Here is a 22445-nt window from a genome sequence, read left to right as displayed (position 1 = left end):
CATCGCGTGGGACACTTTGAGCCATGGCTGCCCTGTCGGCGCTGGTGTTCACGCTGAGTTGGTGGCTGGGCCTGTATCTGCTGGCCCGCGACCCGCGTAAGCCGGTCCTGGTCCTCGCCGCGCTCGGGCTGACGAGTTTCGCGGCTGTGGTGGCGCTCGACGCGGTTCGGGTCGTCAGCACGACGCACGCCGAGACGCTGAGCCGCGTCGAGATCTACCTCGTCGCGGTGCCCGCCGTCGCGTGGTTCGCGGTACTTGTGGAGCTGTCGCGGCCGTGCGACAGCTGGCGCAGCCGCGCGAGGGAGATCCTGGTGATTGCGGTCGTGGCCACCGGTGTGCTGGCGGGCGCGGTGGTGGCCGGCAGCGTCGACGGGCCCCTGCGCGCCGGCCACTGGATGATGTTCGCCGTGATCTCGGTGTCGACGCTCGGCGCAATGCTGGTCGCGGTCCTGCGCCGGAGGCAACCGGGCCCGGTCGCGGGTTTCGTGATCGTCGCGACGCTGTTCTTCGCGCTCGGCAACGCAATCCTGATCATTCCGCTGGGATTAATGCCCAGCTGGCTGGCGCTGGCGTCGACGGGGTTCGACGTGGCGCTGCTCGGAGTTGCGGTCGCGCTGTGGGACGCGTTCGACGAAGGCCAGGCGCTGCGCGCGGACATGCTGCGGTCGTTCGCAGCGACGGTCGTGGTGGCCACGCTGTTCGGCGGGCAGGCGCTGATCGGGGTGGCCGTCGTCGCCGACGGCTCCGGCCGGACCGCGCTGACCGTGCTGTTGTTCACCAGCCTGGCGGTCGCGATCGGCATCCACGTGTTCGCCGACCCCCTCGCCGGGATTCTGGACCGGCTGGCGTTCTGGCGCTCACCGACCCTGCGGGCCGACCGGGCCACGCTTCGCAGCACCGAGGCCGCGCTGCCGTTGCGCAAGGCCAGCCCACTCGACGACCTCGACGACGAGACGTTCGTGCGCTTGACCCGCCGCGCACTCGGCCACTACGGCGACCTGTCCAAGCTCGTGGCCAGCCCGCTGACCGCGCTGCCGGAGATCGACGAGCGGCTGGCCCGTCGCGGCGCGCCCGACCAGCCGCTGGAACGGGCCAACGAATTGAAGGCCCTGCTCGCCGACAGCATCGCCCGGCTCAAGCCCCGCGACGGCGGCGACTTCGGCACCACCGACGAATGGCGGTACTACAACGCGCTGTATTTCCCCTACGTCGTGGGGGTGCGGGCCTACGCGCAGAACGCCACCGCCGCAGGGCTGGACCCGGTAGCGCGGCGGGCGTGGCAGTGGTTCGTCACCGAGGTACCGCAGCGGTCGCTGCACAACTGGCAGAACGCGGCGGCGCGATTGATCGCGGCCGACCTGCGTGGCCGCATCCCGGTCGGCCAGAACAGCGAGGCACCTCAACCGGTGCGGTGACCGCGCTGCCCTTCCTGGTCGAGGTAGTCCTCGGCGAGCTTTCCGACGTGGGCGGGCAGCTGTCCCGCCGCCACATCGGCGAGGCTGGTCTGCTCGAGCACCGAACGCATGCTGGCCCGCAATGCGCGCCACACGTCCGTCAATGCGGTGGTGGCTCCGGAATACGGCAGATCTCCCAGCCCTGTGTCGTGGACGCTGGCCAGCGGGCCATCGATCGAGCGCAGCACGTCGGCGATGCTGATCTCGGCAGCCGGCCGCGCGAGCTCGTAGCCGCCGTCGCGGCCGCGGCGGCTTCGGACCAAGCGGTCGGTGCGAAGGTCGGACAGGATGTCGACCAGAAACTGCGCGGGAATGCCCTGGGCGTGCGCCAACTCCTCGGTCTTGAGCAGCACGCCTTCGTCGACGGTCGCCAACTCGACCATGGCCCGCACCGCGTACTCCGCCTTGGCCGACATCCGCATACGCCGATTGTCTCAGCTGACCGCGGCCAGCACCGCGTCGGCCAACTCCGGTCGACAGACGACGATGTCCGGCAGCAGCGGATCGGGCCGGTTGTACTCGAGCGCAGAGCCGTCGATGCGCGACGCGTGCAGGCCGGCCGCGCGCGCGACCGCCACCGGGGCGGCGTTGTCCCACTCGTACTGGCCGCCGGCGTGGACATACACGTCCGCGACGCCTTGCGCGATCGCCGCCACCTTGGCTCCGGCCGAACCCATTTCGACCAGCGTGCCGCCGAGACGGTCCCGCACGTCGAGCGCGATCGCAGGCGGGCGGGTGCGCGACACCACGATCCGCGGAGCCGACGGGGCGGGCGGCGGCGTGGGTACGTGCGGTGTGGCGAGCGTAATCCCTTGTGCGGGAAGGGCAACCGCTCCGGCCACCAGGTCGCCCGAGTGCCACAGCGCTACGTGCACCGCCCAGTCGGTGCGGCCTAATTCGGAGAACTCGCGGGTGCCGTCCAGCGGGTCGACAACCCACACCCGGTCGGCCGACAGCCGCGCGGGGTCGTCGACACCCTCTTCCGACAGCACCGCATCGCCGGGCCGCTCGGCGGCCAGCGCCGCCATCAAGAAATCGTGGGATCGCTTGTCGCCAGCGGCTTTTCGCTCAGCGGTGGACGCACCGGCGAATTCTTCGCGCACGGCAAGCAGCAGCCGGCCCGCCTCGGTGGCCAACCGAGCCGCCACGTCATGGTCCGTCATTGCTGCGACTCGACCAGTGCGATGATCTCCTGCGCCAATTCGTCGAGGGTGCGATCGGGCGTCAGGCGCAGATCCGGGTTCTTCGGCGGCTGGTACGGGCTGTCGATACCGGTGAAGTGGGTGATTTCGCCGGCACGCGCTTTCGCGTAAAGGCCTTTGGGATCTCGCCTCTCGCACTCGGCCAGCGGGGTATCGCAGAACACTTCGTAGAACGGTACACCGGCTTCCTCGTGGATGCGCCGGGCCATCGCCCGGTGCTCGGCCAGCGGGCTGATCGCCGGCACCAGCACCACCTGTCCGCAGTCGGCGAGCAGCGTCGCGACGTGCGCGAGCCGGCGTAGGTTCTCGGCACGGTCGGCCATCGAGAACCCGAGATCGGCGTTCAGGCCGTGGCGCAGGTTGTCGCCGTCGAGCACGTAGGCCGGGCGCCCCGATTCCAGCAACCGGCGCTCGGCCAGCATGGCCGCCGAGGACTTGCCTGAGCCGGACAGCCCGGTGAACCACACCGTGACTCCGCGTGACAGCCGATCTGCCGCGCTCACAAGGGATTTGTGCCTGACCGTGTTGGGGCTCGACGCGCGCACGGCGGCGTCACGGGCCGACATGTCGCGCAGCACCATACCGGCGGCCACGGTGCCGTTGGTGGCCTGGTCGATGAGGATGAATGAGCCGGTGTTCGAGTTGCGCGTGTACTCGTCGAGCATCAGTGGAACCTGAGTGCGAACGGTGATCCGGCCGAGTTCGTTGAGCTTCAACGCCGTTGCCCTCTTGTCGCGGTGCAAAGTGTTGACGTCGAGCCGGTAGTGCAGCGCGGTGACGATCGCGCGGGTGGTCCGGGTGGTCTGCTTGATGACGTACTCGCGGCCGGGCTCCAGCGCCGAGTCGTCGGCCATCCAGCACACGGTCGCGTCGAATTCCTGTGTCACCCGCGGCTGGTTGTTGGTGCGCGCGATCAAGTCTCCGCGGGAGATGTCGATGTCGTCGGCAAGCGTGATCGAGACCGCCATCGGCGGAAACGCTTCTGTCACAGGGCCGGTCGGCGAGTCGATCGCGGTGATGCGGGTGGTCTTGCCACTCGGCAGTACGACCACGTCGTCGCCAACCTGCATCACGCCGCTGGCGACGGTGCCGGCATAGCTGCGGTGGTCGCGGTGCTCGAGGGTCTGCGGCCGGATCACGTACTGGACCGGGAACCTGACGTCGACGAGGTTGCGGTCGCCGGCGATGTACACCTCTTCCAGGTGTGACAGCAGCGCAGGGCCCTCGTACCACGGCGCCTTGTCCGACTTGCTGACGACGTTGTCGCCGTGCAGCGCCGACATCGGGATCGTCGTTACGTCGTGCACGTCGAGGCGCGCGGCGAATGTGTGGAACTCGTCGCGGATCTTCTCGAATCGCTCTCGGTCCCAGTCGATCAGATCCATCTTGTTGACGGCCAGCACGATGTGCTGCACGCCGAGCAGCGACGCCAGAAAGGCGTGCCGGCGTGACTGCTCGAGCAGCCCGTGCCGCGCATCGACGAGCACGATCACCAGCTGCGCCGTCGACGTGCCGGTGACCATGTTGCGGGTGTACTGGATGTGGCCCGGCGTGTCGGCGATGATGAATTTCCGCTTGGCCGTGGCGAAGTAGCGATACGCGACGTCGATCGTGATGCCCTGCTCGCGTTCTGAGCGCAGGCCGTCGGTCACCAGCGCGAGGTCGGTGTAGTCGTTGCCCCGTTCCTTGGACGTCCGCTCGACGGCCTCCAACTGGTCTTCCATCACGGCCTTGGAGTCGTACAGCAGCCGGCCGATCAGCGTGGACTTGCCGTCGTCGACCGACCCGGCGGTGGCGATGCGCAACAACGTGGTCATCAGAAGTACCCCTCCCGCTTGCGGTCTTCCATGCCGGCCTCGGAGATGCGGTCGTCGGCGCGGGTGGCGCCCCGCTCGGTCAGCCGCGTGACTGCGGTTTCGGCGATGATCTCGTCGACGGTGGCTGCGGTGGATTCCACGCAGCCGGTACAGGTCACGTCGCCGACGGTCCTGAACCGCACGCTGGTTTCGAAGACCTCTTCGTCGGGCCGGGGCTGCATGAAGCGGTGCACCGCAAGCAGCATGCCGTCGCGGACGAACACCGGCCTGCGATGGGCGTAGTAGATCGAGGGCAGCGTGATGTCTTCGGCACCGATGTAGGACCAGATGTCGTACTCGGTCCAGTTCGACAGCGGGAACACCCGTATGTGCTCACCCTTGCGGTGCCGGCCGTTGTAGAGGTTCCACAGTTCGGGCCGCTGGGCTTTCGGATTCCACTGTCCGAACTCGTCGCGGAACGAGAACACCCGCTCCTTGGCGCGGGCCTTCTCCTCGTCGCGACGGGCGCCGCCGAATGCCGCGTCGAACTTGTTCTCGCGGATTGCGCGCAGCAGCGTCACGGTTTGCAGCGGGTTTCGCGAGGGCCCGGTCTCGACGACGCGGCCAGCGTCGATGTCGTCTTGCACGGAGGCCACCACCAGCCGGATGCCGTGGGTGGCGACCAGTTGGTCGCGGGTGGCGATCACCTCGTCGAAGTTGTGCCCGGTGTCGACGTGCATCACTGGGAACGGCAGCCGTGCGGGCCGAAAAGCCTTGAGCGCCAAGTGAAGCATCACGATCGAGTCCTTGCCGCCGGAGAACAGCAGCACCGGCCGTTCGAACTCGGCAGCGACCTCGCGGATGATGTGGATCGCCTCGGCCTCCAGAGATCTCAGGTGGCTGAGCTCATAGTGGCCCGCTTCGAGCAATGAAGCCATCGCGGCATCTCCCGGGTTAATCTGGTAAAGCTAGCCAAGATAGTAATTTATGGAACCAGACGGCGAGCGGCGCTGTCAATATCGCGATCTCTTGCGCGAACGTGAGCTCACCGCTGCGACACGCCGGAGCGGTCCGCAATCAGCTCACGCTGGGAGAGATCAGTCGGCGCCGTCAGGCGCTGAGATGTTTGACCCGCGACCACAGGCCGTGCCGCGGTGACGGGTCCGTCCGCGAGGCGATGATCGCCCGCACCGTGCGCCGGCAGCGGCCGCACTGAGAACCGGCGCCACAGGCCGCCGCCACCTGGCGCGACGTCGACGCGCCGCTGTCGACGGCGTCGCGCACCGCCTCGGTGGTGACGCCCAGACACAGGCAGACGTACATCGTCGTGCGCGCTTCCCGTCGATGCGAGTAGGTAAGGCTACGTTAACGCACGCCGAACGGGTCCGTCCACCTTACCGAAAGACTTACGGTTACAGTCAGAACCCGAGTCCCTCGTCCGGATGGAGGCAGATGCCCGACAACAACACCCAACGCGCTGCGCTGGTCATCGGCGGAGCCTCAGGCATCGGGTGGGCGGTCGCGAAAGGCTTGGCGGGGAACGGCTATCGCGTCACGGTCGCCGACCTCGACGCCGACGGCGCGACCGCCCGCGCCGACGAACTCGGCGCACCACACACGAGTGCCGCCGTCGACGTCACCGACGAAGACTCGGTGGCCACGCTGTTCGAGCGCACGGGGCCGCTCGACGTCGTCGTCAACACCGCCGGCATCGGGGGAGTCGGCCGCATCACCGAACTGCCGGTCGAGCAGTTCCGGTCGGTGGTCGACGTCTGCCTGATCGGTGGCTTCCTAGTGATCAAGCACGCCGGCCGTCATCTGCGCGACGGCGGGTCGCTGGTGTCGCTGACGTCGTTGAACGCGCGGCTCGCCGCTCCTGGCATGAGCGCGTATTGCGCGGCCAAGGCGGGTCTGGCGATGCTGACCCAGGTGGCCGCACTGGAATTGGCGCCGCGTGGGATACGGGTCAACGCAGTCTCGCCTGGCTTCGTGGACACCCCGCTGACCGAAGGGGTGAAGCTGGTGCCCGGCACGCTCGAGGAGTACGTCGAGAACACTCCGCTCGGTCGCATCGGCACTCCGCAGGACGTGGCCGACGCCGTGCTGTTCATGGTGTCAGACAAGGCCTCGTGGCTGACCGGCGAGGTGATGGACCTCAACGGCGGCGCGCATCTGAAGCGCTACCCAGATGTGTTGGCGCACTTGGACAAGATGATGTCGGCCGCGTCGGGGCCACAGTGACGGGCTTTCGCGGCAAGCAGGCCATCGTCACGGGCGGCGGCTCGGGGATCGGCGCCGCCCTGACGCGGGCCTTGGTGGCGGCCGGTGCCGACGTGCTCTGCACCGACATCGACGCGCAAGCGGCCGAGCGCACAGTGTCAGAGGCGACGGGTCCGGGCAGCGCGATCTCCGCGCGCCTAGACGTCACCGACGCCGCCGCGGTACAGGCTGCCGTCGACGACGTCGTCGCGCGCACCGGCCGGCTCGACCTGATGTTCAACAACGCCGGCATCGTCTGGGGCGGCGATACCGAACTGCTCACGCTCGATCAATGGAACGCGATCATCGACGTCAACATCCGCGGCGTCGTGCACGGGGTCGCGGCGGCGTATCCGGTGATGATCCGGCAAGGACAGGGCACGATCGTCAACACCGCGTCGATGGCCGGCCTGGTGCCGGCGGCCCGGCTCACCAGTTATGCGATGACGAAGCACGCCGTGGTCGGCCTGTCCATGGCGCTGCGTTCAGAAGCCGCTGCGCACGGTGTCGACGTCCTCGTGATCTGTCCCGGAGCGGTGGAGACGCCGATCCTCGACAAAGGGGCCGTCGGAGACTTCGAAGGCCGCAACTTCTTTCTCACGGGCACCGGCAGGACGACTGGTTACGATCCCGACCGGTTGGCGCGCGACGTGCTGCGTGGTATCGAGCGGAAGAAAGGCATTGTCGTGGTTCCCAAACTCGCTTATGCCGGTTGGCTTTTCGTGCGGCTGTCGCCCGCGCTGATGCAGCGCGCATCGCTGCGCATGATCGCGAAGCGGCGGCGGTCACGGTGAGTGTTCCGATCCCGCAACGGCCCACCGATGTCACCGCCGCGTGGCTGTCGGCGGCGCTGAGCGCCGGGGGGCAGGCGGTGCAGGCGCGCGACGTCGACGTCGCTGCGGTGGGCACCGGCCAGACCGGTGCGACGTACCGCGTGGCCGCCACCTACACCGCCAACCCTGCCGGTCTCCCTGAGAGCTTCGTGATCAAGCTGCCGGTGCAGGACGGGGCCGTGCGGGGCGGCGTCACGCTCGGTTATCTCAGCGAGGTCGCGTTCTACGCCCGGGTGGCCGACAAGATGGGGGTGCCGACGCCGAAGTGCTTCTACTCCGACATCGCCAACGAGGGCGCGGAGTTCGTGCTTTTGCTCGAAGACATGTCGCCTGCGGTCCAAGGTGACCAGATCGCCGGGGCGACGGCCGACGAGGCGCGGCTGGCGGTGACCGCACTGGCCGGTCTGCACGGGCCGAGTTGGTGTGACCCGGCGTGGTTGAGCATGGCCGAGGTGGCGATGCCGATGCCGGGTGACGAGCAGGCAATCAAAGGCCTGGGCGACATCGCGAAGATGGCTGTGGACATGACGCTGGACAAGCTCGGTGCGCACCTCGATCCGGCGGACCGCGAAACAGCTACGGCCGCAATGAATTTCGTGACGCCGTGGTTGATGGCGGAGCCTGGCAGGTACTCGCTGATGCACGGCGACTACCGGCTGGACAACCTGCTGTTCGATCCCGACCGCAGCCGCGTCACGGTCGTCGACTGGCAGACCCTCGGCGTCGGACTGCCCGCGCGGGACCTGTCCTATTTCACCGCGACCAGCCTGGTGCCCGAACTGCGGGCGCAGATCGAGCAGCAGCTCGTCGACGCGTACCACCACGCACTTGTGAGCTACGGAGTCAGCGGTTACGACCGCGAAACCTGTTGGCGTGATTACCGATTGGGCATGCTGCAGGCCCCGCTGCTGACATGTCTGGGCTGCGCGTTCGCCAGCAACACAGAGCGAGGCAACGCGATGATGGTGGTGATGCTGCAGCGCGGTTGTCAGGCCATCCGTGAGCTCGAGACGCTGGAACTGCTCGATCGGATCGCGGCTCACGGTGCCACGTAGAGCGCTGCCACATCACCCGGCCTGACCTTCATCGCGGCGTTGCGCGGTAGCTCGTCGACGATCGCTACCGCCACCGGTACGTGGTGGCTGGGCAGCTCCGCGCGCACCCGGTCTTTGAGCTCGGCTTCCGGCGGTGCGGAGGTGCCTGGCCTGAGTTCGACTGCGGCGAACGGCACTTGGCCAAGCCGTCGGTCCGGCACGCCGACGACGCAGGCGTCACGGACAGCGGGATGGTTCAGCAGCACCCGGCGCACGGTCTCGGGCAGGATCTTGAACCCGCCGCGGATGATCGCGCCGTCGCCGCGGCCGTGGATCGTCACGAAGCCGTCGGCGTCGATCGACGCCAGGTCGGTGGTGTGGATCCAGTCCGGCCCGATCGCGTCGATGCGGGCCTCCAGGAATCCCTGCTCGTCCACGCCGAGTTCATCGCCCGAGTCCGGGTCGACGATCCGGATCCGCACCCCGGGCAGGGGCTTGCCGACGCTGTCCCGCTTGCTGGCGCCGTACTGCCGGTACAGCTCGGGCGTCCACGCGCACGCCGACCCGGCGAATTCCGTTGCGCCGTAGGCCCATAGCAGCGGTATCCCGTATCGCTGTTCGAACTCGTCACGCAAGCTCGGTTCTAGCGGAGCCGAGCCGCCGGCGAGGTATTCCAGCGACGCCAGGTCCTGTCTCGCGACGTCCGCGTCGAGCAGCATTCTGATGATCGCCGGCTGCACCCCGTTGCGCCGGATGCGGTAGGTCTTGACGGCACGCACCCATTCGGTAACGGAGAACTTCTCCAGAAGTACCGTCCGCTTTCCGACGGACGGTCCGGTGAGCAGCTGGCATACCCCGATGCTGCCGAACGGCCAATACACCAGTTCGGGCGGATCGTCGGGCTGGGGATTCTGGCCGACGGTCATCGACAGCACCGTGTGATGCAGCACTTGGGTTTTCACCGGTATGCGTTTGGGCGGGCCGGTGGTGCCGCTGGTGAGAATATGGACGCCAGCTGCCGTCAGTGCCGGGTCGTACGCGACCGCGCCGCGCCGTGGCGTCGCCAACTCGACACCGTCGAGCGACATGACCACTGCCGCGGCGCCGGTCCGGGTAACCGCTTGCGCGACAGCATCACTCCAGTCGTCGCGATCCAGCACCACCGCAGGCAGGCGCAGCGATTCGATGTCCCGCGCGATTGATTGCGCGGACTGGTACGAGTAGATCATCACGACGGGCCGGCGTGCTGCGACGAAGCCGAGGATCGCTGCCGCGTGCGGAACGCGGTTGCGGACGACGACGCCCACGGGGTCGGCAGGCAGAACATGGGCCTTCGTCAAGGCAGAGTCGAGTGCGTCGATGTAACCGGTGAAGTGGTTGCCGGAGTACCACGTTCGCTCGAACTCGATGAATGGCCGCTCGCCGTAGCCGGCCAGCCGCTGCGCAAGCACTGCGGCGAAGTCGGCCGACGCGTCCGTCATTGCTGGCGCTGTGCAGCCCGAACGAGCCCGCCGCCGATGATCAAGCGCTGAATTTCACTGGTGCCCTCGTACAGCCGCAACAACCGGACGTCGCGGTAAATGCGTTCGACCGGCACTCCACGCATGTACCCGCTGCCGCCGTGGATCTGCACCGCGAGATCGGCCACTTTCCCTGCCATTTCGGTGCAGAACAGCTTCGCAGCCGACGGTGCGATCCTGCGGTCGGCATTGGTCAGCCACAGCCGAGCGGCGTCACGAACCAGAGCACGTCCGGCCATCACCGCGGTCTGCTGGTCGGCGAGCATGGCTTGCACCAACTGGAATTCACCGATCGGGGTGCCCCCTTGGGTGGCGGTGGCGGCGTAAGAAATCGACTCGTCGAGCGCTCGCTGCGCGGCTCCGACCGCCAGCGCCGCGATGTGGATGCGGCCACGCGCCAGCGACGTCAGCGCCGCACGATAGCCGATGTCCTCGCTGCCGCCCACCAGCGCGCTATCCGGAACGCGCACATCGGTGAAGTTGACGTCGGCGGTCCATGCGCCTTCCTGACCCATCTTGTCGTCCTTGGCGCCCACCTCGACGCCGTCAGCGTCGGCCGGCACCAAGAACACCGCGATCCCGGCGCCCTTGTCGTCGGCGGGGCGCGTACGGGCGAACACGACGAACAGCTGGGCCACCGGCGCGTTGGTGATGAACCGCTTCTGTCCGGAGATCACCCAATCGCTGCCGTCGCGAATCGCTTTGGTGCGCAACCCCGAGGGGTTCGAACCGGCGCCGGGTTCGGTCAATGCGAACGAGGCGACGACTTCGCCGGAGGCGATGCCTTCCAACCAGCGCGCCTTCTGCTCGTCGGTGCCGAAGCCGACCAGCACCTGGCCCGCGATGCCGTTGTTGGTGCCGAACATCGAACGCAGCGCCAGCGACGTGTACCCCAGCTCCATCGCCAGCTCGACGTCCTGCGCGATGTCGAGTCCCAGCCCACCCCACTCCTGCGGGATCGCGTAGCCGAACAGGCCCATCTTCTTCGCCTGGTCGCGAAGGTCGTCCGGGACACGGTTGTCGGCCATGATCTCTTGTTCCCGCGGCACGACGGCGGTGCGGACGAAGTCGCGGGTCTGCGCCAGGATGTCTTGGAAGTCCTCGTCGCTGATCGCGTCAGTGGTCACGGCTGCAGGCTCCTCTCGGCGCAGCGAGGTGGCAACAGCGCCGAATCATATATGAAATATGATGCTCGGCGACCAGTGGGGCGGAGCGAGGAGAGGTGGCACGAGTGGCGTTGCTGGACGGTCAAACTGCGGTCATCACGGGCGGCGCGCAGGGTCTGGGTTTCGCGATCGCGGAGCGATTTGTCGCCGAGGGCGCTCGGGTGGTCCTCGGGGACGTCAACCTCGACGCCACGGAATCGGCCACGGAGCGGCTGGGTGGCCATGGTGTCGCGGCCGCAGTGCAGTGTGACGTCACCCGAGCCGCCGACGTCGAAACCCTGGTGGCCGCGGCGGTGGAACGGTTCGGCGGGTTGGACATCATGGTGAACAACGCCGGGATCACCCGCGACGCGACCATGCGCAAGATGACCGAGGAGCAGTTCGACCAAGTCATCGCCGTACATCTGAAGGGCACCTGGAACGGTATGCGAAGTGCTGCGGCGATCATGCGGGAGAACAAGCGCGGCGCGATCGTGAACATGTCGTCGCTGTCGGGCAAGGTCGGCTTGGTGGGCCAGACCAACTATTCGGCCGCGAAGGCGGGCATCGTCGGGATGACGAAGGCCGCGGCCAAGGAGCTCGCTCACCTCGGTGTGCGGGTGAACGCGATCGCACCGGGCCTCATCCGGTCGGCGATGACAGAGGCCATGCCGCAACACATTTGGGATCAGAAGGTCGCCGAGGTGCCGATGGGCCGGGCCGGCGAGCCGCGTGAGGTCGCGACGGTCGCCCTGTTCCTGGCCAGCGATATGTCGTCGTACATGACCGGCACGGTGCTGGAAGTGACCGGCGGAAGGTTCATGTGATGCGCGAGGCTGTGATCTGTGAGCCAGTGCGGACGCCGATCGGCCGGTACGGCGGAATGTTCAAGTCGCTCAGCGCCGTTGAGCTCGCCGTCGCCGCATTGAAGGGTCTGCTCGAGCGCACCGCGATCGCGCCCGACGCCGTGCAGGACGTCATCCTGGGCCACTGCTATCCGAGCAGTGAGGCACCGGCGATCGGCCGAGTCGTTGCGCTGGACGCGGGTCTGCCGGTCACCGTGCCGGGCATGCAGATCGACCGCCGCTGCGGCTCGGGTCTGCAAGCGGTGATCCAAGCGTGCCTGCAAGTGGCCTGCGGCGACCACGACATCGTCGTTGCCGGTGGAGCCGAGAGCATGAGCAACGTCGCGTTCTATTCCACCGACATGCGCTGGGGTGGTGCGCGGACCGGAATCACCGTGCACGACGGGCTGGTTCGCGGCCGGACCACAGCCGGCGGACGCCACTACCCCGTGCCGGGAGGGATGCTCGAAACGGCTGAAAACCTGCGGCGCGAGTACGGCATCTCACGCGAGGAACAGGACGAGCTTGCGGTGGCCTCGCATCAGCGGGCGGTGGCCGCACAGAAGGACGGCATCTTCGCCGAGGAGATCATTCCTGTCGCGGTGCGAACCCGCAAAGGTGAGGAACTCGTCGACACCGACGAACATCCCCGCGCCGACACCTCCGTGGAAGCGTTGAGCAAACTCAAACCTGTTCTGCTGAAACAGGATTCAGAGGCCACCGTGACCGCCGGCAACAGCAGCGGCCAAAACGATGCCGCGTCGATGTGTGTGGTCACCACACCGCAGAAGGCTGACGAGTTGGGCCTCACGCCGCTGGTGCGGCTGGTGTCGTGGGGCGTCGCGGGTGTACCGCCGAACGTCATGGGCATCGGACCGGTGCCGGCCAGCGAGGTCGCACTGGCCAAAGCGGGTCTACAGCTGGCTGACATCGACCTCATCGAACTCAACGAAGCGTTCGCGGCACAGGCGTTGGCCGTGATGCGGGAATGGAAGTTCACCGCCGCCGATGGTGACCGAACAAATGTGCACGGCTCGGGGATCTCGCTCGGGCATCCGGTCGGCGCGACGGGCGGGCGGATGCTGGCCACGCTGGCGCGCGAAATGAACCGCCGCGCAGTTCGGTACGGGCTGGAAACCATGTGCATCGGCGGCGGCCAAGGCCTGGCGGCGATCTTCGAACGGTGTGAGAGGTGACGTTGCCGCTGGACGGTGTCACCGTCGTCGAAGTGTCGAGCTTCGTCGCGGCGCCGTTGTGCGGTGTGACGCTGGCGCAGCTGGGCGCTGAGGTGATTCGCGTGGATCCGATCGGCGGTGCGGCCGATTACCGCCGTTGGCCTCTCGCCGACAGCGGTACGTCGATCTACTGGACCGGCCTGAACAAGGGAAAGCGTTCGGCCGCAGTCGATTTGCGCAGCCCGGACGGCCAGGAGCTGGTGCAGCGGCTGATCGTCGAGGGCGACGGGATCGTCGTCACCAATGCCGCAGGCCTGGCCTGGTTGTCCTACAGCCGGCTCGCCGCCATGCGCGGTGACGTCATCTCCGTCCAGCTGCTCGGCCGCGGCGACGGCTCCACCGGCGTCGACTACACCGTCAACGCGGCGATCGGGTTCCCCTACGTCACCGGACCGGCAGAGCACGCCGCGCCGATCAACCACGTGCTGCCCGCCTGGGATGTCTGTTGCGGCCTGTACGCGGCGCTCGCGGTCACTGCGGCGGTGCGCCGGCGCGACCACAGCGGCGACGGCGCCGACGTCAGGCTCGCGCTCGAGGACGTCGCACTCGCTGTAGGGGGAACGCTGGGCTTCCTCACCGAGCCGCAGATCACCGGGACGCAGCGGCCGCGGCTGGGCAATGCGATCTACGGCCAGTACGGCCAGGACTTCACCAGCAGCGACGGCGCGTCATTCATGGTTGTGCTGTTGACGGCCAGACACTTTCGCGACCTGGTCGAGGTGACCGGCTCCGGGCCCGCAGTGTCGGCGGTGGCCGAGGCGCTCGGCGCGGACTTCACCTCGGAGGGCGACCGCTACCGTCACCGCGACGTGCTGTCGGGGTTGTTCAGGCCGTGGTTCGCCGAGCATCCGGCCGCCGACATCACCGCCGAATTGTCGGCCACCACGGTCTTGTTCGAGCGGTACCGCACATTCGCCGAGGTGGCTGCCGATGACCGGGTCATCAGCAACCCACTGTTCAGCCGCCTCGACCAGCCCGGCGTCGGCGAATACTTCGCGCCCGGCATGCCGGCGTCGTTCAACGGCACGCATCCGGCCACCGGGCCGGCCCCCGAGCTCGGCGCGCACACCGCCGACGTGCTCGCCGAGCGCCTCGGACTGAGTTCCGACGACATCACCAGACTCAAAGACACTGGAGTGATCGCATGACCAGACTTGCCCAGACGTTGGGCCTCACCGAGTTCCAGACCGAGATCATCGCGGCGGTAAGGCAATTCGTCGAGAAGGAGGTCATCCCGAACGCGCCGGAATTCGAGCGCACCGACACCTACCCGCAGGAGATCGTCGACCAGATGCGGGAGATGGGCCTGTTCGGGCTGATGATCCCGCAGGAGTACGGCGGGCTGGGCGAATCGTTGCTGACGTACGCGCTGTGCGTCGAAGAGCTGGCGCGTGGCTGGATGAGCATCTCGGGCGTGATCAACACCCACTTCATCGTCGCGTACATGTTGCGTCAGCACGGCACCGATGCGCAGAAGCAGCGCTTCCTGCCGCGCATGGCGACTGGTGAAGTGCGCGGCGCGTTCTCGATGTCCGAGCCGGAGCTCGGCAGTGATGTCGCGGCGATCCGCACGAGGGCCAGACGGAACCCCGACGGCAACTACACGATCGACGGCCAGAAGATGTGGCTGACCAACGGCGGCAGCTCGACGCTGGTCGCGGTGCTGGTGCGCACCGATGAAGGCGCGGACAAGCCGCACCGCAACCTGACCGCGTTCCTGGTCGAAAAGCCTGTCGGTTTCGGTGAAGTAGTGCCCGGGTTGGTGATCCCGGGCAAGATCGACAAGCTCGGCTACAAGGGCATCGACACCACGGAGCTGATCTTCGACGGCTACGCCGCGAGCGCCGACGACATCCTCGGCGGAACACCTGGCCGCGGATTCTTCCAGATGATGGACGGCATCGAGGTGGGCCGCGTCAACGTGTCCGCGCGGGCCTGCGGGGTCGGCCTGCGGGCGTTCGAACTGGCCATCCGGTATGCGCAGCAGCGCTCGACGTTCGGCAAGCCGATCGCCGAGCACCAGGCGATCGCGTTCCAGCTCGCGGAGATGGCGACGAAAGTCGAAGCGGCACATCTGATGATGGTGAACGCGGCGCGACTGAAGGACTCCGGCGAGCGCAACGACCTGGCGGCCGGCATGGCCAAATACCTGACGAGCGAATACTGCTCGGAGGTCACCCAGCAGAGCTTCCGCATCCACGGCGGCTACGGGTACTCCAAGGAGTACGAGATCGAGCGGCTGATGCGCGACGCGCCGTTCCTGCTCATCGGGGAGGGCACCAGCGAGATCCAGAAGCAGATCATCAGCAAGCGGCTGCTCGACGAATACCGGATATGAGTGCGCCAGATTTCGTTGCGCGTCCGCAGTTGTCGCGCGATGTCGCACGGTATGTCCGGCGGCGCATCTTTCAAGGCGGCTACCGCGCCGGCGAGTACGTCCGTTTGGAGCAGTTGGCTGCCGAGTTGGGGGTGAGCGTCACGCCGGTGCGCGAGGCGCTGCTGGAACTGCGTGCCGAGGGCCTGCTGGTGCAGCAGCCGCACCGCGGTTTCATGGTGGTGCCGGTGACCGGACGCGACATCGCCGACGTGGCAAGCCTTCAGGCGCACGTCGGAGGGGAACTGACGGCGCGGGCGGCTACCAACATCACCGACGAGCAATTGGTGGCGCTCAAAGACCTGCAAACTCGGCTGGAAGAAGCCTACGAACAGCAGGACCACGAGCGCGCCGTGCGGCTCAACCACGAATTCCACCGTGCGATCAACGTGGCGGCCGACTCCCCGAAGCTCGCACAGCTGATGGGCCACATCACCAGGTACGCCCCCGAAGCGGTGTTTCCCACCGTGGAAGGCTGGCCGGCCCAATCCGTCGATGACCACCGGCGCGTACTGGCCGCGCTCGAGCAGCGCGAACCGGAGCGGGCGCGCGCGGCGATGGCCGAGCACTTCATCGCCGGGGTGGCGCCGCTGCTGGAACACTTGATGGCGCACGGCGTGGTCAGCCCCTGATTCGTGCCGCCAGCAGGCGCCGCAGGGCAGCGACGTCGACCTTGCCGGTAGCCCCCCGGGGAATCGCCTCGTCGCTGTCGAGCAACACCCATACTGTCGGAATCTTGAAGGCACTCAACAGCTTTCGCGCAGCTGACCTCAGCTGGCCCACGTCTGTTGCCGTGGTGTCGCACACGACCACAGCACCGACCTCCTCACCACGCGGCCCGCTGACGTTCGTGACGAACGCCTTGCGCACCCCGGTGATCGACTGCAGCGCCTCCTGCACCTCGCTGGGGTAGACGCTGGCGCCGGAGACTTTGAACATGTCGTCGGACCGGCCGTGGTAGAACATGAACCCGTCGTCGTCGAGGTGGCCCAGATCGCCGGTGCCGTAATAGCCGTCGGCGGTGAAGACGTCCTCGCGGCTACGGCGGTAGATGCCACGCATCGTGTTCGGCCCGCGGATCTGGATCTCGCCGACAGTGCCGGCTGGCACCGGCGCACCTGTTCCGGGATCGACGACGCGGACCTGAACTCCCGCGAACGGCTTGCCGCAGCTGCCCCAGGCTGACCGGGGCATGTCGGTGTCGGCGCGGTAGCCGCAGTACGGCCCGAACGCCTCCGTCATGCCGAACAGCTTCGCCCGCGCTCCCGGCCGGGCGCGCTGTGCGGGCGGCAGCAACGCTTCGAGGCTGCCGGGACGCAGCGACGAAAGGTCTGCGCCACGCGAAACCGCTTGTCGCGCAAGCGCTTCAGCCTGTTCGGGCCACCCGCGAAACAGCGTGACACGCTCTCGCTCGAGCAGCCGTAGTGTGCTGACCGGTTCAGGAATCGCCTCGGTGACCAGAGTCGCACCCGCACTCAGCGCGGACAGGATGCCACCGCCGAAGCCCCCGACCCAGAAGAACGGCATCGGCAGGTACAGCCGGGTGGTGGCATCAATGCAGCGGGCGTCGAGGCCGGATCGTACGGCGGCCAACGCGTTGCCGTGGGAGTGGATGACTCCCTTCGGCGGCCCGCTGCTGCCGGAGGTGAAGATCACCACCAACGGATCGCTGGGAGTCACCGCCGCCGTCAGCGCGTCGACGATCCGCATGGCCTCGTGTCCAGGAGTCGGCAGTCCGTCTGCGTCCCAAACACGTTGCAGCGCGGGCATTGTCGCATTGCCAGTCAGACACGACCCAATTTCCGTCCGCATCTCGTCGAGGTAGCGGTGACCGCGGAACTCCTCGACGCTGATCAATACCTGCACCGAAGCCGCTTTCAGCTGGGCGATCAGCTCCCGCGCCTGCAGCAGTGTGCTCAACGGCACCAGCACCGCACCGATGCGCGTCAACGCCACCGCGATCTGCACCCAGCGCACGCCGTTCGGCATGATCAGCCCTACCCGGGTGCCCTTGGCCACGCCTGCTTCGACGAACGCGGCAGCCATCTCGCGCGTCGTTGCTTGCAGTTCGGCATAGCTGATACGGGTCGTGGTATCGACCACCGCGGTGGCGCAGGGCGTTTCGGCCGCGCGGCTCCGCACCAGGGCGTCCAGGGTGTCGTCAGGCATCGAACATCTCAACGAGCCTTCGGGTGTCGACCTTGCCGCTGGCCAGCACCGGTAGCTCCGACGCGGGCACCGCGACGATCCGGGTAGGGATCTTGTACGGCGAAAGTTCGGCCTTCAACGCGTTGCGCAACGCCGGCGCGTCGAAGTCGTCGGGGTCGGCGACCACCATCACAGCCGCGACCGCCTGACCCCGCTGAGCATCGGGGATGCCGACCACATAGGCGGTGGCGCCGGTGAGTTCGGCGATGGCCTTTTCGACTTCGGCCGGAGCGACGTTTGCGCCGGACGTTTTGATCATCGCGCCGCGGCGGCCGACGAAGTAGTAGAAGCCTTCGTCGTCGACACGCACGAGGTCGCCGGTGTGGAACCAGCCGTCGCCGTCGAAGCAGTCCTCACGGCTGAGTTTGTAGTAGCGCTGCATCACATAGGGGCCGCGGATGCACAGCTCGCCCACCTCACCGGGCCGCACATCGACCGAGGACTCGGGATCTATGACCTTGACCTCGAAGCCGGGCGCGGGCTTACCGAACGAGCCGCGCCGATGCTCCGGCTGATCTGACTCATCCCCGCTGATCAGCACCACGCTGCCCGCCTCCGTCAGCCCCAGCATGTTGTGGCGCAGTTCGGGGTCGGCTGGACGCACGTCAGGCGCCATGATCGGGTACAGGTTGCCGCGCCGCATCGACGAGAGGTTGCGAGAGGGGAAGCTCGGATGCCGCGCCTGGTGCTGTACGGTAGCCGCGAATCCATTTGCCATCGTGGGCTTCTCGGCTTCGAGAAGATCGAGTGTCGCGCCGGCGTCGACGGCATTCGAGCACACCAGGGTCGAGCCGGCGACCAGCGTGGCCAGCAGCCCGAAGGCGAACCCGCCGATCCAGAAGAACGGCGAATTGCAGAACAACCGGTCGACTGCGGTCAGTCCGCGAATGCCGTTGAGGTTGCGTTGATGTCCCAGCAGTGCGGCGTGCGTATGCATGACGCCTTTCGGGCTGGCGGTCGAGCCGGAGGTGTAGACGATCGCCAGTGTGTCGCAGCCGTCGACGTCGCGCTCGGTCGCCGACAGCAGTGACTCGGCGACGGCGCCGGCAGACCGGATCAGGTGTTCGCAGGTGACGCCGACGTGCCGAAGCTGCGGTGCGGCGCCAAGGAAGAGTCTTCTGGCTGAATCGAACTCGATCTGCGGCACTACTTCGGATAGCCGCTGGCGGAAATCGTGGGCGCGGAATGACGCAGTGGCGAGCAGAATTTCGACGTCGCTGTGACGGAGCTGCTGGTGGATCTCAGGGCCAGTCGCCATGGTGGAGAACGGCACCACGACGGCGCCGATGCGCGCCGCGGCGAGCATGGCGACGACGAACGACACACCGTTCGGGTAGAGCAGCCCGACGTGGGTGCCCTTGCCGGCGCCGAGCGCGATCAGTCCGCGGGCTAGCTGAGCTGACCGTTGGTCTGCCTCTGCGTAGGTGATTCGCTCGTCGTCGCACACCAGGAGCAGGTGCTCGCCGCGGTCTCGTGATTGTGCGGCCAGCACCTGGCCGACGGTCACCGAACTATCGGACATGCTCGCTGGCGAAGTAGTGCCGAACCGCGCCGAGGTCGGGCTTGCCCGACGGAGTACGCGGGATCGCGTCGACGATCGCGACTGCGGTCGGAATCTCGTACGGCGCCAGGCGATCACGCAGAAATCCAATCAGATCGTCGATCTCGGCAATGCAACCGCGTCTCAGTTCCACCATGGCGACCGGTGTCTCGCCGAGACGCTCGTCGGGTCGTCCGACCACGGCAGCACTGTGCACTGCCGGGTGATGTTCCAAAGCAGCACGCACGACGTCGGGAATGATCTTGAAACCGCCGCGGATGATCGCCTGGTCTGCGCGGCCGAGGACCCACAGGAAGCCGTCGGAGTCGACGCGGGCGATGTCGGTGGTCCGGATCCACTCGGCGTCGGGTCCGAGCTGACCGGGTTTGACTTCCAACAGACCAGCCTCGCCCGCCGGCAGTGGCGTGCCCGCCTCGTCGACCACACGCAGTTGTGCACCGAGCATGGCCCGGCCGGCACTGCCCCGCTTGATGGGCCAGTATTCCTGATAGTCGGCGAGGGACCAGCCGGCCACGCCACCGCCCAATTCCGTTGCCGCATAGGAAGTGAGCACCGGGATGCCGAACTTCTCGGTGAACGCGTCGGCATCGTCGGCCGACAGCGGCGCGGTGCCGGAGGTGACAGCGCGAATACCGGCCAGATCGTCACGGGTGAGGTCGGAGTGCAGCACCGTTCGCAGCGCTGCGGGCACAAGTGACACGGTTGCGGGGCGATGTGTGCGCACGGCCTGGGCCCAGCGGTGCAACTCGAAACGCTCCAGCAGCACGAACGACCTCGCCTCGGTGACACATTGCAGCACCCGGAACACGCCGCCGATATGCACCAGAGGCGAGTTCACAATCGCCACCCGACGCTGCCGCCCGGTTACCGGGGCCGCCCCGATCACGCTGTGCGCGAGCATGTCGTAGGTGAGGTCGATTCGCTTCGGCGGCCCCGTTGTTCCGCTGGTCAGCATCCGCACCGCGACACCGGCACGCCGAGCATCGAACCCAACTGAAGAGCGTGAAGCCGCTACGCGCGGCACCTCGTCCACGGCGCCGATCGCCACTGTCGTGGCGTCGGTGGTGACCTTCGCCAAGTCGGCGGCTTCACCGACGAGCACCGGCACGGCAAGCTCGGCGACATCGGCTCTGAGTCTGTCGTCGCCGCGGGAGGGGTTGACCACGACCACGCACCCGCCGCTCGACAACACACCGAGCAAGGCCGCCACATGCGCCGGCCGGTTGCGCAGCATCATCCCGACCTGCATGCCGGCGTCGGCGAGATCAGCCAGCCGCCGAGCCGCGTCGCGAACGTCGCCCCACGAAACCCACTGTCCCTCGAACTCGATCGCGGGCGCCTGCGGATCGAGGTCGAGGACGTCGACGATGCGCCGGCTGAGCCGGTGCTCGCTCACCTGATCTCCGGTTCAGTCCGCGGTGGTGGCCCTTCGGCCAGCTCGGCCTGCCCGAGCGGGTTGCCGAGCCGGGTGTAGATCAGGCCCTGCTCCAGCGCCGCCCGGTACGGTTTGTCCAGCGACTCCCAGATCGCCTTGACGGTGCCCTGGGTCGCCGAGGGCGGCTTGGCAGCGATCTTCGCGGCGATCGCGTGGGCGCGCTCCCAAAGCTGTTCGGGCGCAACAACTTCTGAGACCAGACCGATCCGCAATGCGGTCTGCGCGCTGACGCGTTCGTCGTTGCCCATCAGCGCCATTCGCAATGTCTCGCCCAGGCCGACGCGCCGCATCAACCCGATCGGCTCCAGCGCACAAACCAGTCCGGCGCTCACATGCGAATCGAAAAACGTGGCAGCCGAAGAGCAGATGACGATGTCGGACTCGTTGACGAAGTAGAACGCGCCCGCCGTGCACATCCCTTGGACGGCGCATACCACCGGCTTCCACATCTTCTGCCATTTCGGACTCAGCGGTTCCCCGGGATCTTCGTGGTGCCAGACGCTGGCCGGCTGCCCATACGGCGTCTTGACGTCCAGCCCGGCACTGAACGCCCGCCCGCCCGCGGCGCGTAGCACCACCGCATTGACCGAGTCGTCGTGCTTGACCAGTTGCCACGCCTTGGCCATCTCCTCACACATCATCCGGTTGAACGCGTTCAACGACTGCGGACGGTTCAGCGTGATCGTCGCGACCCGATCGGTGGCGTCGACGTCGAGCAGGATGGTCTCGAAGGTCATCGGCACTGCCAATTGGGTTGGCGCTTGTCGACGAACGCCTTGGGCCCCTCGAGCGAGTCTTGGGTGTGCAGGTTGCGTTCGCGGAACGATTCGGCGAGCATCTCGGCCTCGTGCAGCGGAAGGTCAAGACCCTTCAGAATGGCCAGGCGGGTTCCCCGAACTGCCAGCGGCGCATTGGAATTCACGATGCCGGCGATCTCGTGAGCCCGTTCCAGCAGGCGGTCGTGCTCGACGATCTCGGAGATCATGCCGAGTTCCCAGGCCCGCTGGGCGCTCATCCGCTCGTGCTTGCCAGTCAACGCCATGCGCAGTGCGACCGACCGGGGCAGCACGCGGGCCAGCCGCACCATCTCTCGAGCGGCGACCAGCCCGATGCTGACGTGCGGGTCGAAGAATGTCGCCTTCTCCGATGCGATCACGATGTCGCCGGTGGTCACCCAGTCCAGGCCGGCGCCGCAGCATAGTCCGTTGATGGCAGCCAGCACCGGCTTGGCCATGGTCCGAAACGGTGGGGTGCCTTCCTGCGGGGCCTCCCACTGCTCGTAAGTGGACAGGTAGGGCCGCTCGTTGACCACCTTGCCGTCGCCCGGGATGGCCTTCACGTCCGCGCCGGTACAGAAGGCCCGGCCGGTGCCCGTGACGACCAACAGCCAGACGTCGTCGTCGTTTTCGGCTTCGTGATAGGCGGAGCGCAACTCTGTGATCATGTGTGGGCTCAGCGCGTTGAGCGCGTCGGGCCGGTTCAGAGTGATGGTGGCGGTGTGCCCGTCGACTTCGTATTTGATGGTGTCGAACAACGACATCGAG

21 protein-coding genes are annotated in these 22445 nt (G+C 67.3%); 9 read left to right on the top strand and 12 right to left on the bottom strand.

Annotated features, from left to right (window positions below):
- Positions 1–23: 23 nt before the first annotated feature.
- Positions 24–1415: a hypothetical protein gene (locus AC5Y39_RS12320; protein WP_500018496.1), complete on the top strand. Its 1392-nt coding sequence runs from the start codon at positions 24–26 to the stop codon at positions 1413–1415.
- On the opposite strand, the gene AC5Y39_RS12315 is transcribed toward AC5Y39_RS12320, so the two are convergent.
- The 5 genes from AC5Y39_RS12315 to AC5Y39_RS12295 form a co-directional block, all read right to left on the bottom strand.
- Positions 1400–1876: an Rrf2 family transcriptional regulator gene (locus AC5Y39_RS12315; RefSeq protein ID WP_500018498.1), complete on the bottom strand. Its 477-nt coding sequence runs from the start codon at positions 1874–1876 to the stop codon at positions 1400–1402. The two genes, AC5Y39_RS12320 and AC5Y39_RS12315, sit on opposite strands and share 16 nt — an antisense overlap.
- 12 nt (positions 1877–1888) lie before the next feature.
- The gene (locus AC5Y39_RS12310) at positions 1889–2617 is read right to left on the bottom strand and encodes a 3'(2'),5'-bisphosphate nucleotidase CysQ (protein ID WP_500018500.1); all 729 of its coding nucleotides are present in this window, start codon (positions 2615–2617) and stop codon (positions 1889–1891) included.
- Positions 2614–4473, bottom strand: coding sequence for an adenylyl-sulfate kinase (gene cysC, locus AC5Y39_RS12305; protein WP_500018502.1), 1860 nt, complete (start codon positions 4471–4473; stop codon positions 2614–2616). Before cysC ends, AC5Y39_RS12310 begins: the two co-directional genes overlap by 4 nt.
- The gene (gene cysD, locus AC5Y39_RS12300) at positions 4473–5390 is read right to left on the bottom strand and encodes a sulfate adenylyltransferase subunit CysD (RefSeq protein ID WP_500018504.1); all 918 of its coding nucleotides are present in this window, start codon (positions 5388–5390) and stop codon (positions 4473–4475) included. The genes cysC and cysD overlap by 1 nt, the downstream gene beginning before the upstream one ends.
- 172 nt (positions 5391–5562) lie before the next feature.
- Positions 5563–5775, bottom strand: coding sequence for a (2Fe-2S)-binding protein (locus AC5Y39_RS12295; RefSeq protein ID WP_499909511.1), 213 nt, complete (start codon positions 5773–5775; stop codon positions 5563–5565).
- 129 nt (positions 5776–5904) lie between these two features.
- Here AC5Y39_RS12295 and AC5Y39_RS12290 point away from each other — a divergent pair, with 129 nt between their 5' ends.
- From AC5Y39_RS12290 to AC5Y39_RS12280, 3 genes are read left to right on the top strand one after another with little or no spacing between them, the layout of a single operon-like run.
- Positions 5905–6693 carry an SDR family NAD(P)-dependent oxidoreductase gene (locus AC5Y39_RS12290; RefSeq protein WP_500018506.1) on the top strand — a complete coding sequence of 263 codons (789 nt, stop codon included), beginning with the start codon at positions 5905–5907 and terminating at the stop codon, positions 6691–6693.
- The gene (locus AC5Y39_RS12285; RefSeq protein WP_500018508.1) at positions 6690–7505 is read left to right on the top strand and encodes an SDR family NAD(P)-dependent oxidoreductase; all 816 of its coding nucleotides are present in this window, start codon (positions 6690–6692) and stop codon (positions 7503–7505) included. The genes AC5Y39_RS12290 and AC5Y39_RS12285 overlap by 4 nt, the downstream gene beginning before the upstream one ends.
- Positions 7502–8599: a phosphotransferase family protein gene (locus AC5Y39_RS12280; protein ID WP_500018510.1), complete on the top strand. Its 1098-nt coding sequence runs from the start codon at positions 7502–7504 to the stop codon at positions 8597–8599. The genes AC5Y39_RS12285 and AC5Y39_RS12280 overlap by 4 nt, the downstream gene beginning before the upstream one ends.
- On the opposite strand, the gene AC5Y39_RS12275 is transcribed toward AC5Y39_RS12280, so the two are convergent.
- On the bottom strand, positions 8584–10059 hold the full coding sequence (locus AC5Y39_RS12275; protein WP_500018512.1) for a class I adenylate-forming enzyme family protein: 1476 nt from the start codon (positions 10057–10059) through the stop codon (positions 8584–8586). The two genes, AC5Y39_RS12280 and AC5Y39_RS12275, sit on opposite strands and share 16 nt — an antisense overlap.
- Positions 10056–11225 carry an acyl-CoA dehydrogenase family protein gene (locus tag AC5Y39_RS12270; RefSeq protein ID WP_500018514.1) on the bottom strand — a complete coding sequence of 390 codons (1170 nt, stop codon included), beginning with the start codon at positions 11223–11225 and terminating at the stop codon, positions 10056–10058. Before AC5Y39_RS12270 ends, AC5Y39_RS12275 begins: the two co-directional genes overlap by 4 nt.
- A 95-nt stretch (positions 11226–11320) precedes the next feature.
- Here AC5Y39_RS12270 and fabG point away from each other — a divergent pair, with 95 nt between their 5' ends.
- Genes fabG through AC5Y39_RS12245 form a run of 5 tightly spaced genes read left to right on the top strand, consistent with a single transcriptional unit; the run spans position 11321 to position 16329 of the window.
- Positions 11321–12070: a 3-oxoacyl-ACP reductase FabG gene (fabG, locus tag AC5Y39_RS12265; protein ID WP_500048220.1), complete on the top strand. Its 750-nt coding sequence runs from the start codon at positions 11321–11323 to the stop codon at positions 12068–12070.
- Positions 12070–13284, top strand: a complete 1215-nt coding sequence (locus AC5Y39_RS12260; protein WP_500018517.1) for an acetyl-CoA C-acetyltransferase — start codon at positions 12070–12072, stop codon at positions 13282–13284. Before fabG ends, AC5Y39_RS12260 begins: the two co-directional genes overlap by 1 nt.
- On the top strand, positions 13281–14471 hold the full coding sequence (locus AC5Y39_RS12255; RefSeq protein ID WP_500018519.1) for a CoA transferase: 1191 nt from the start codon (positions 13281–13283) through the stop codon (positions 14469–14471). The genes AC5Y39_RS12260 and AC5Y39_RS12255 overlap by 4 nt, the downstream gene beginning before the upstream one ends.
- Complete coding sequence (locus tag AC5Y39_RS12250; RefSeq protein WP_500018521.1) at positions 14468–15661, top strand: acyl-CoA dehydrogenase family protein; 1194 nt, start codon at positions 14468–14470, stop codon at positions 15659–15661. The genes AC5Y39_RS12255 and AC5Y39_RS12250 overlap by 4 nt, the downstream gene beginning before the upstream one ends.
- Complete coding sequence (locus AC5Y39_RS12245; protein ID WP_500018523.1) at positions 15658–16329, top strand: GntR family transcriptional regulator; 672 nt, start codon at positions 15658–15660, stop codon at positions 16327–16329. The genes AC5Y39_RS12250 and AC5Y39_RS12245 overlap by 4 nt, the downstream gene beginning before the upstream one ends.
- Here AC5Y39_RS12245 and AC5Y39_RS12240 read toward each other — a convergent pair.
- Genes AC5Y39_RS12240 through AC5Y39_RS12220 form a run of 5 tightly spaced genes read right to left on the bottom strand, consistent with a single transcriptional unit; the run spans position 16319 to position 22441 of the window.
- Positions 16319–17866: a class I adenylate-forming enzyme family protein gene (locus AC5Y39_RS12240; protein ID WP_500018525.1), complete on the bottom strand. Its 1548-nt coding sequence runs from the start codon at positions 17864–17866 to the stop codon at positions 16319–16321. The two genes, AC5Y39_RS12245 and AC5Y39_RS12240, sit on opposite strands and share 11 nt — an antisense overlap.
- Positions 17859–19427, bottom strand: a complete 1569-nt coding sequence (locus AC5Y39_RS12235; RefSeq protein WP_500018527.1) for a class I adenylate-forming enzyme family protein — start codon at positions 19425–19427, stop codon at positions 17859–17861. The genes AC5Y39_RS12240 and AC5Y39_RS12235 overlap by 8 nt, the downstream gene beginning before the upstream one ends.
- Entirely contained in the window at positions 19417–20862 is a 1446-nt protein-coding gene (locus tag AC5Y39_RS12230) for a class I adenylate-forming enzyme family protein (protein ID WP_500018529.1), read from the bottom strand. The genes AC5Y39_RS12235 and AC5Y39_RS12230 overlap by 11 nt, the downstream gene beginning before the upstream one ends.
- Positions 20859–21638, bottom strand: coding sequence for an enoyl-CoA hydratase/isomerase family protein (locus tag AC5Y39_RS12225; protein ID WP_500018531.1), 780 nt, complete (start codon positions 21636–21638; stop codon positions 20859–20861). The genes AC5Y39_RS12230 and AC5Y39_RS12225 overlap by 4 nt, the downstream gene beginning before the upstream one ends.
- On the bottom strand, positions 21635–22441 hold the full coding sequence (locus AC5Y39_RS12220) for an enoyl-CoA hydratase/isomerase family protein (protein WP_500018533.1): 807 nt from the start codon (positions 22439–22441) through the stop codon (positions 21635–21637). Before AC5Y39_RS12220 ends, AC5Y39_RS12225 begins: the two co-directional genes overlap by 4 nt.
- Between the last annotated feature and the right edge of the window lie 4 nt (positions 22442–22445).

The sequence above is a fragment of the Mycobacterium sp. NGS39 genome (assembly GCF_059812765.1).
Note: the sequence above shows the minus strand (reverse complement) of the source record. Positions and strands in the feature narration are given on the sequence as shown.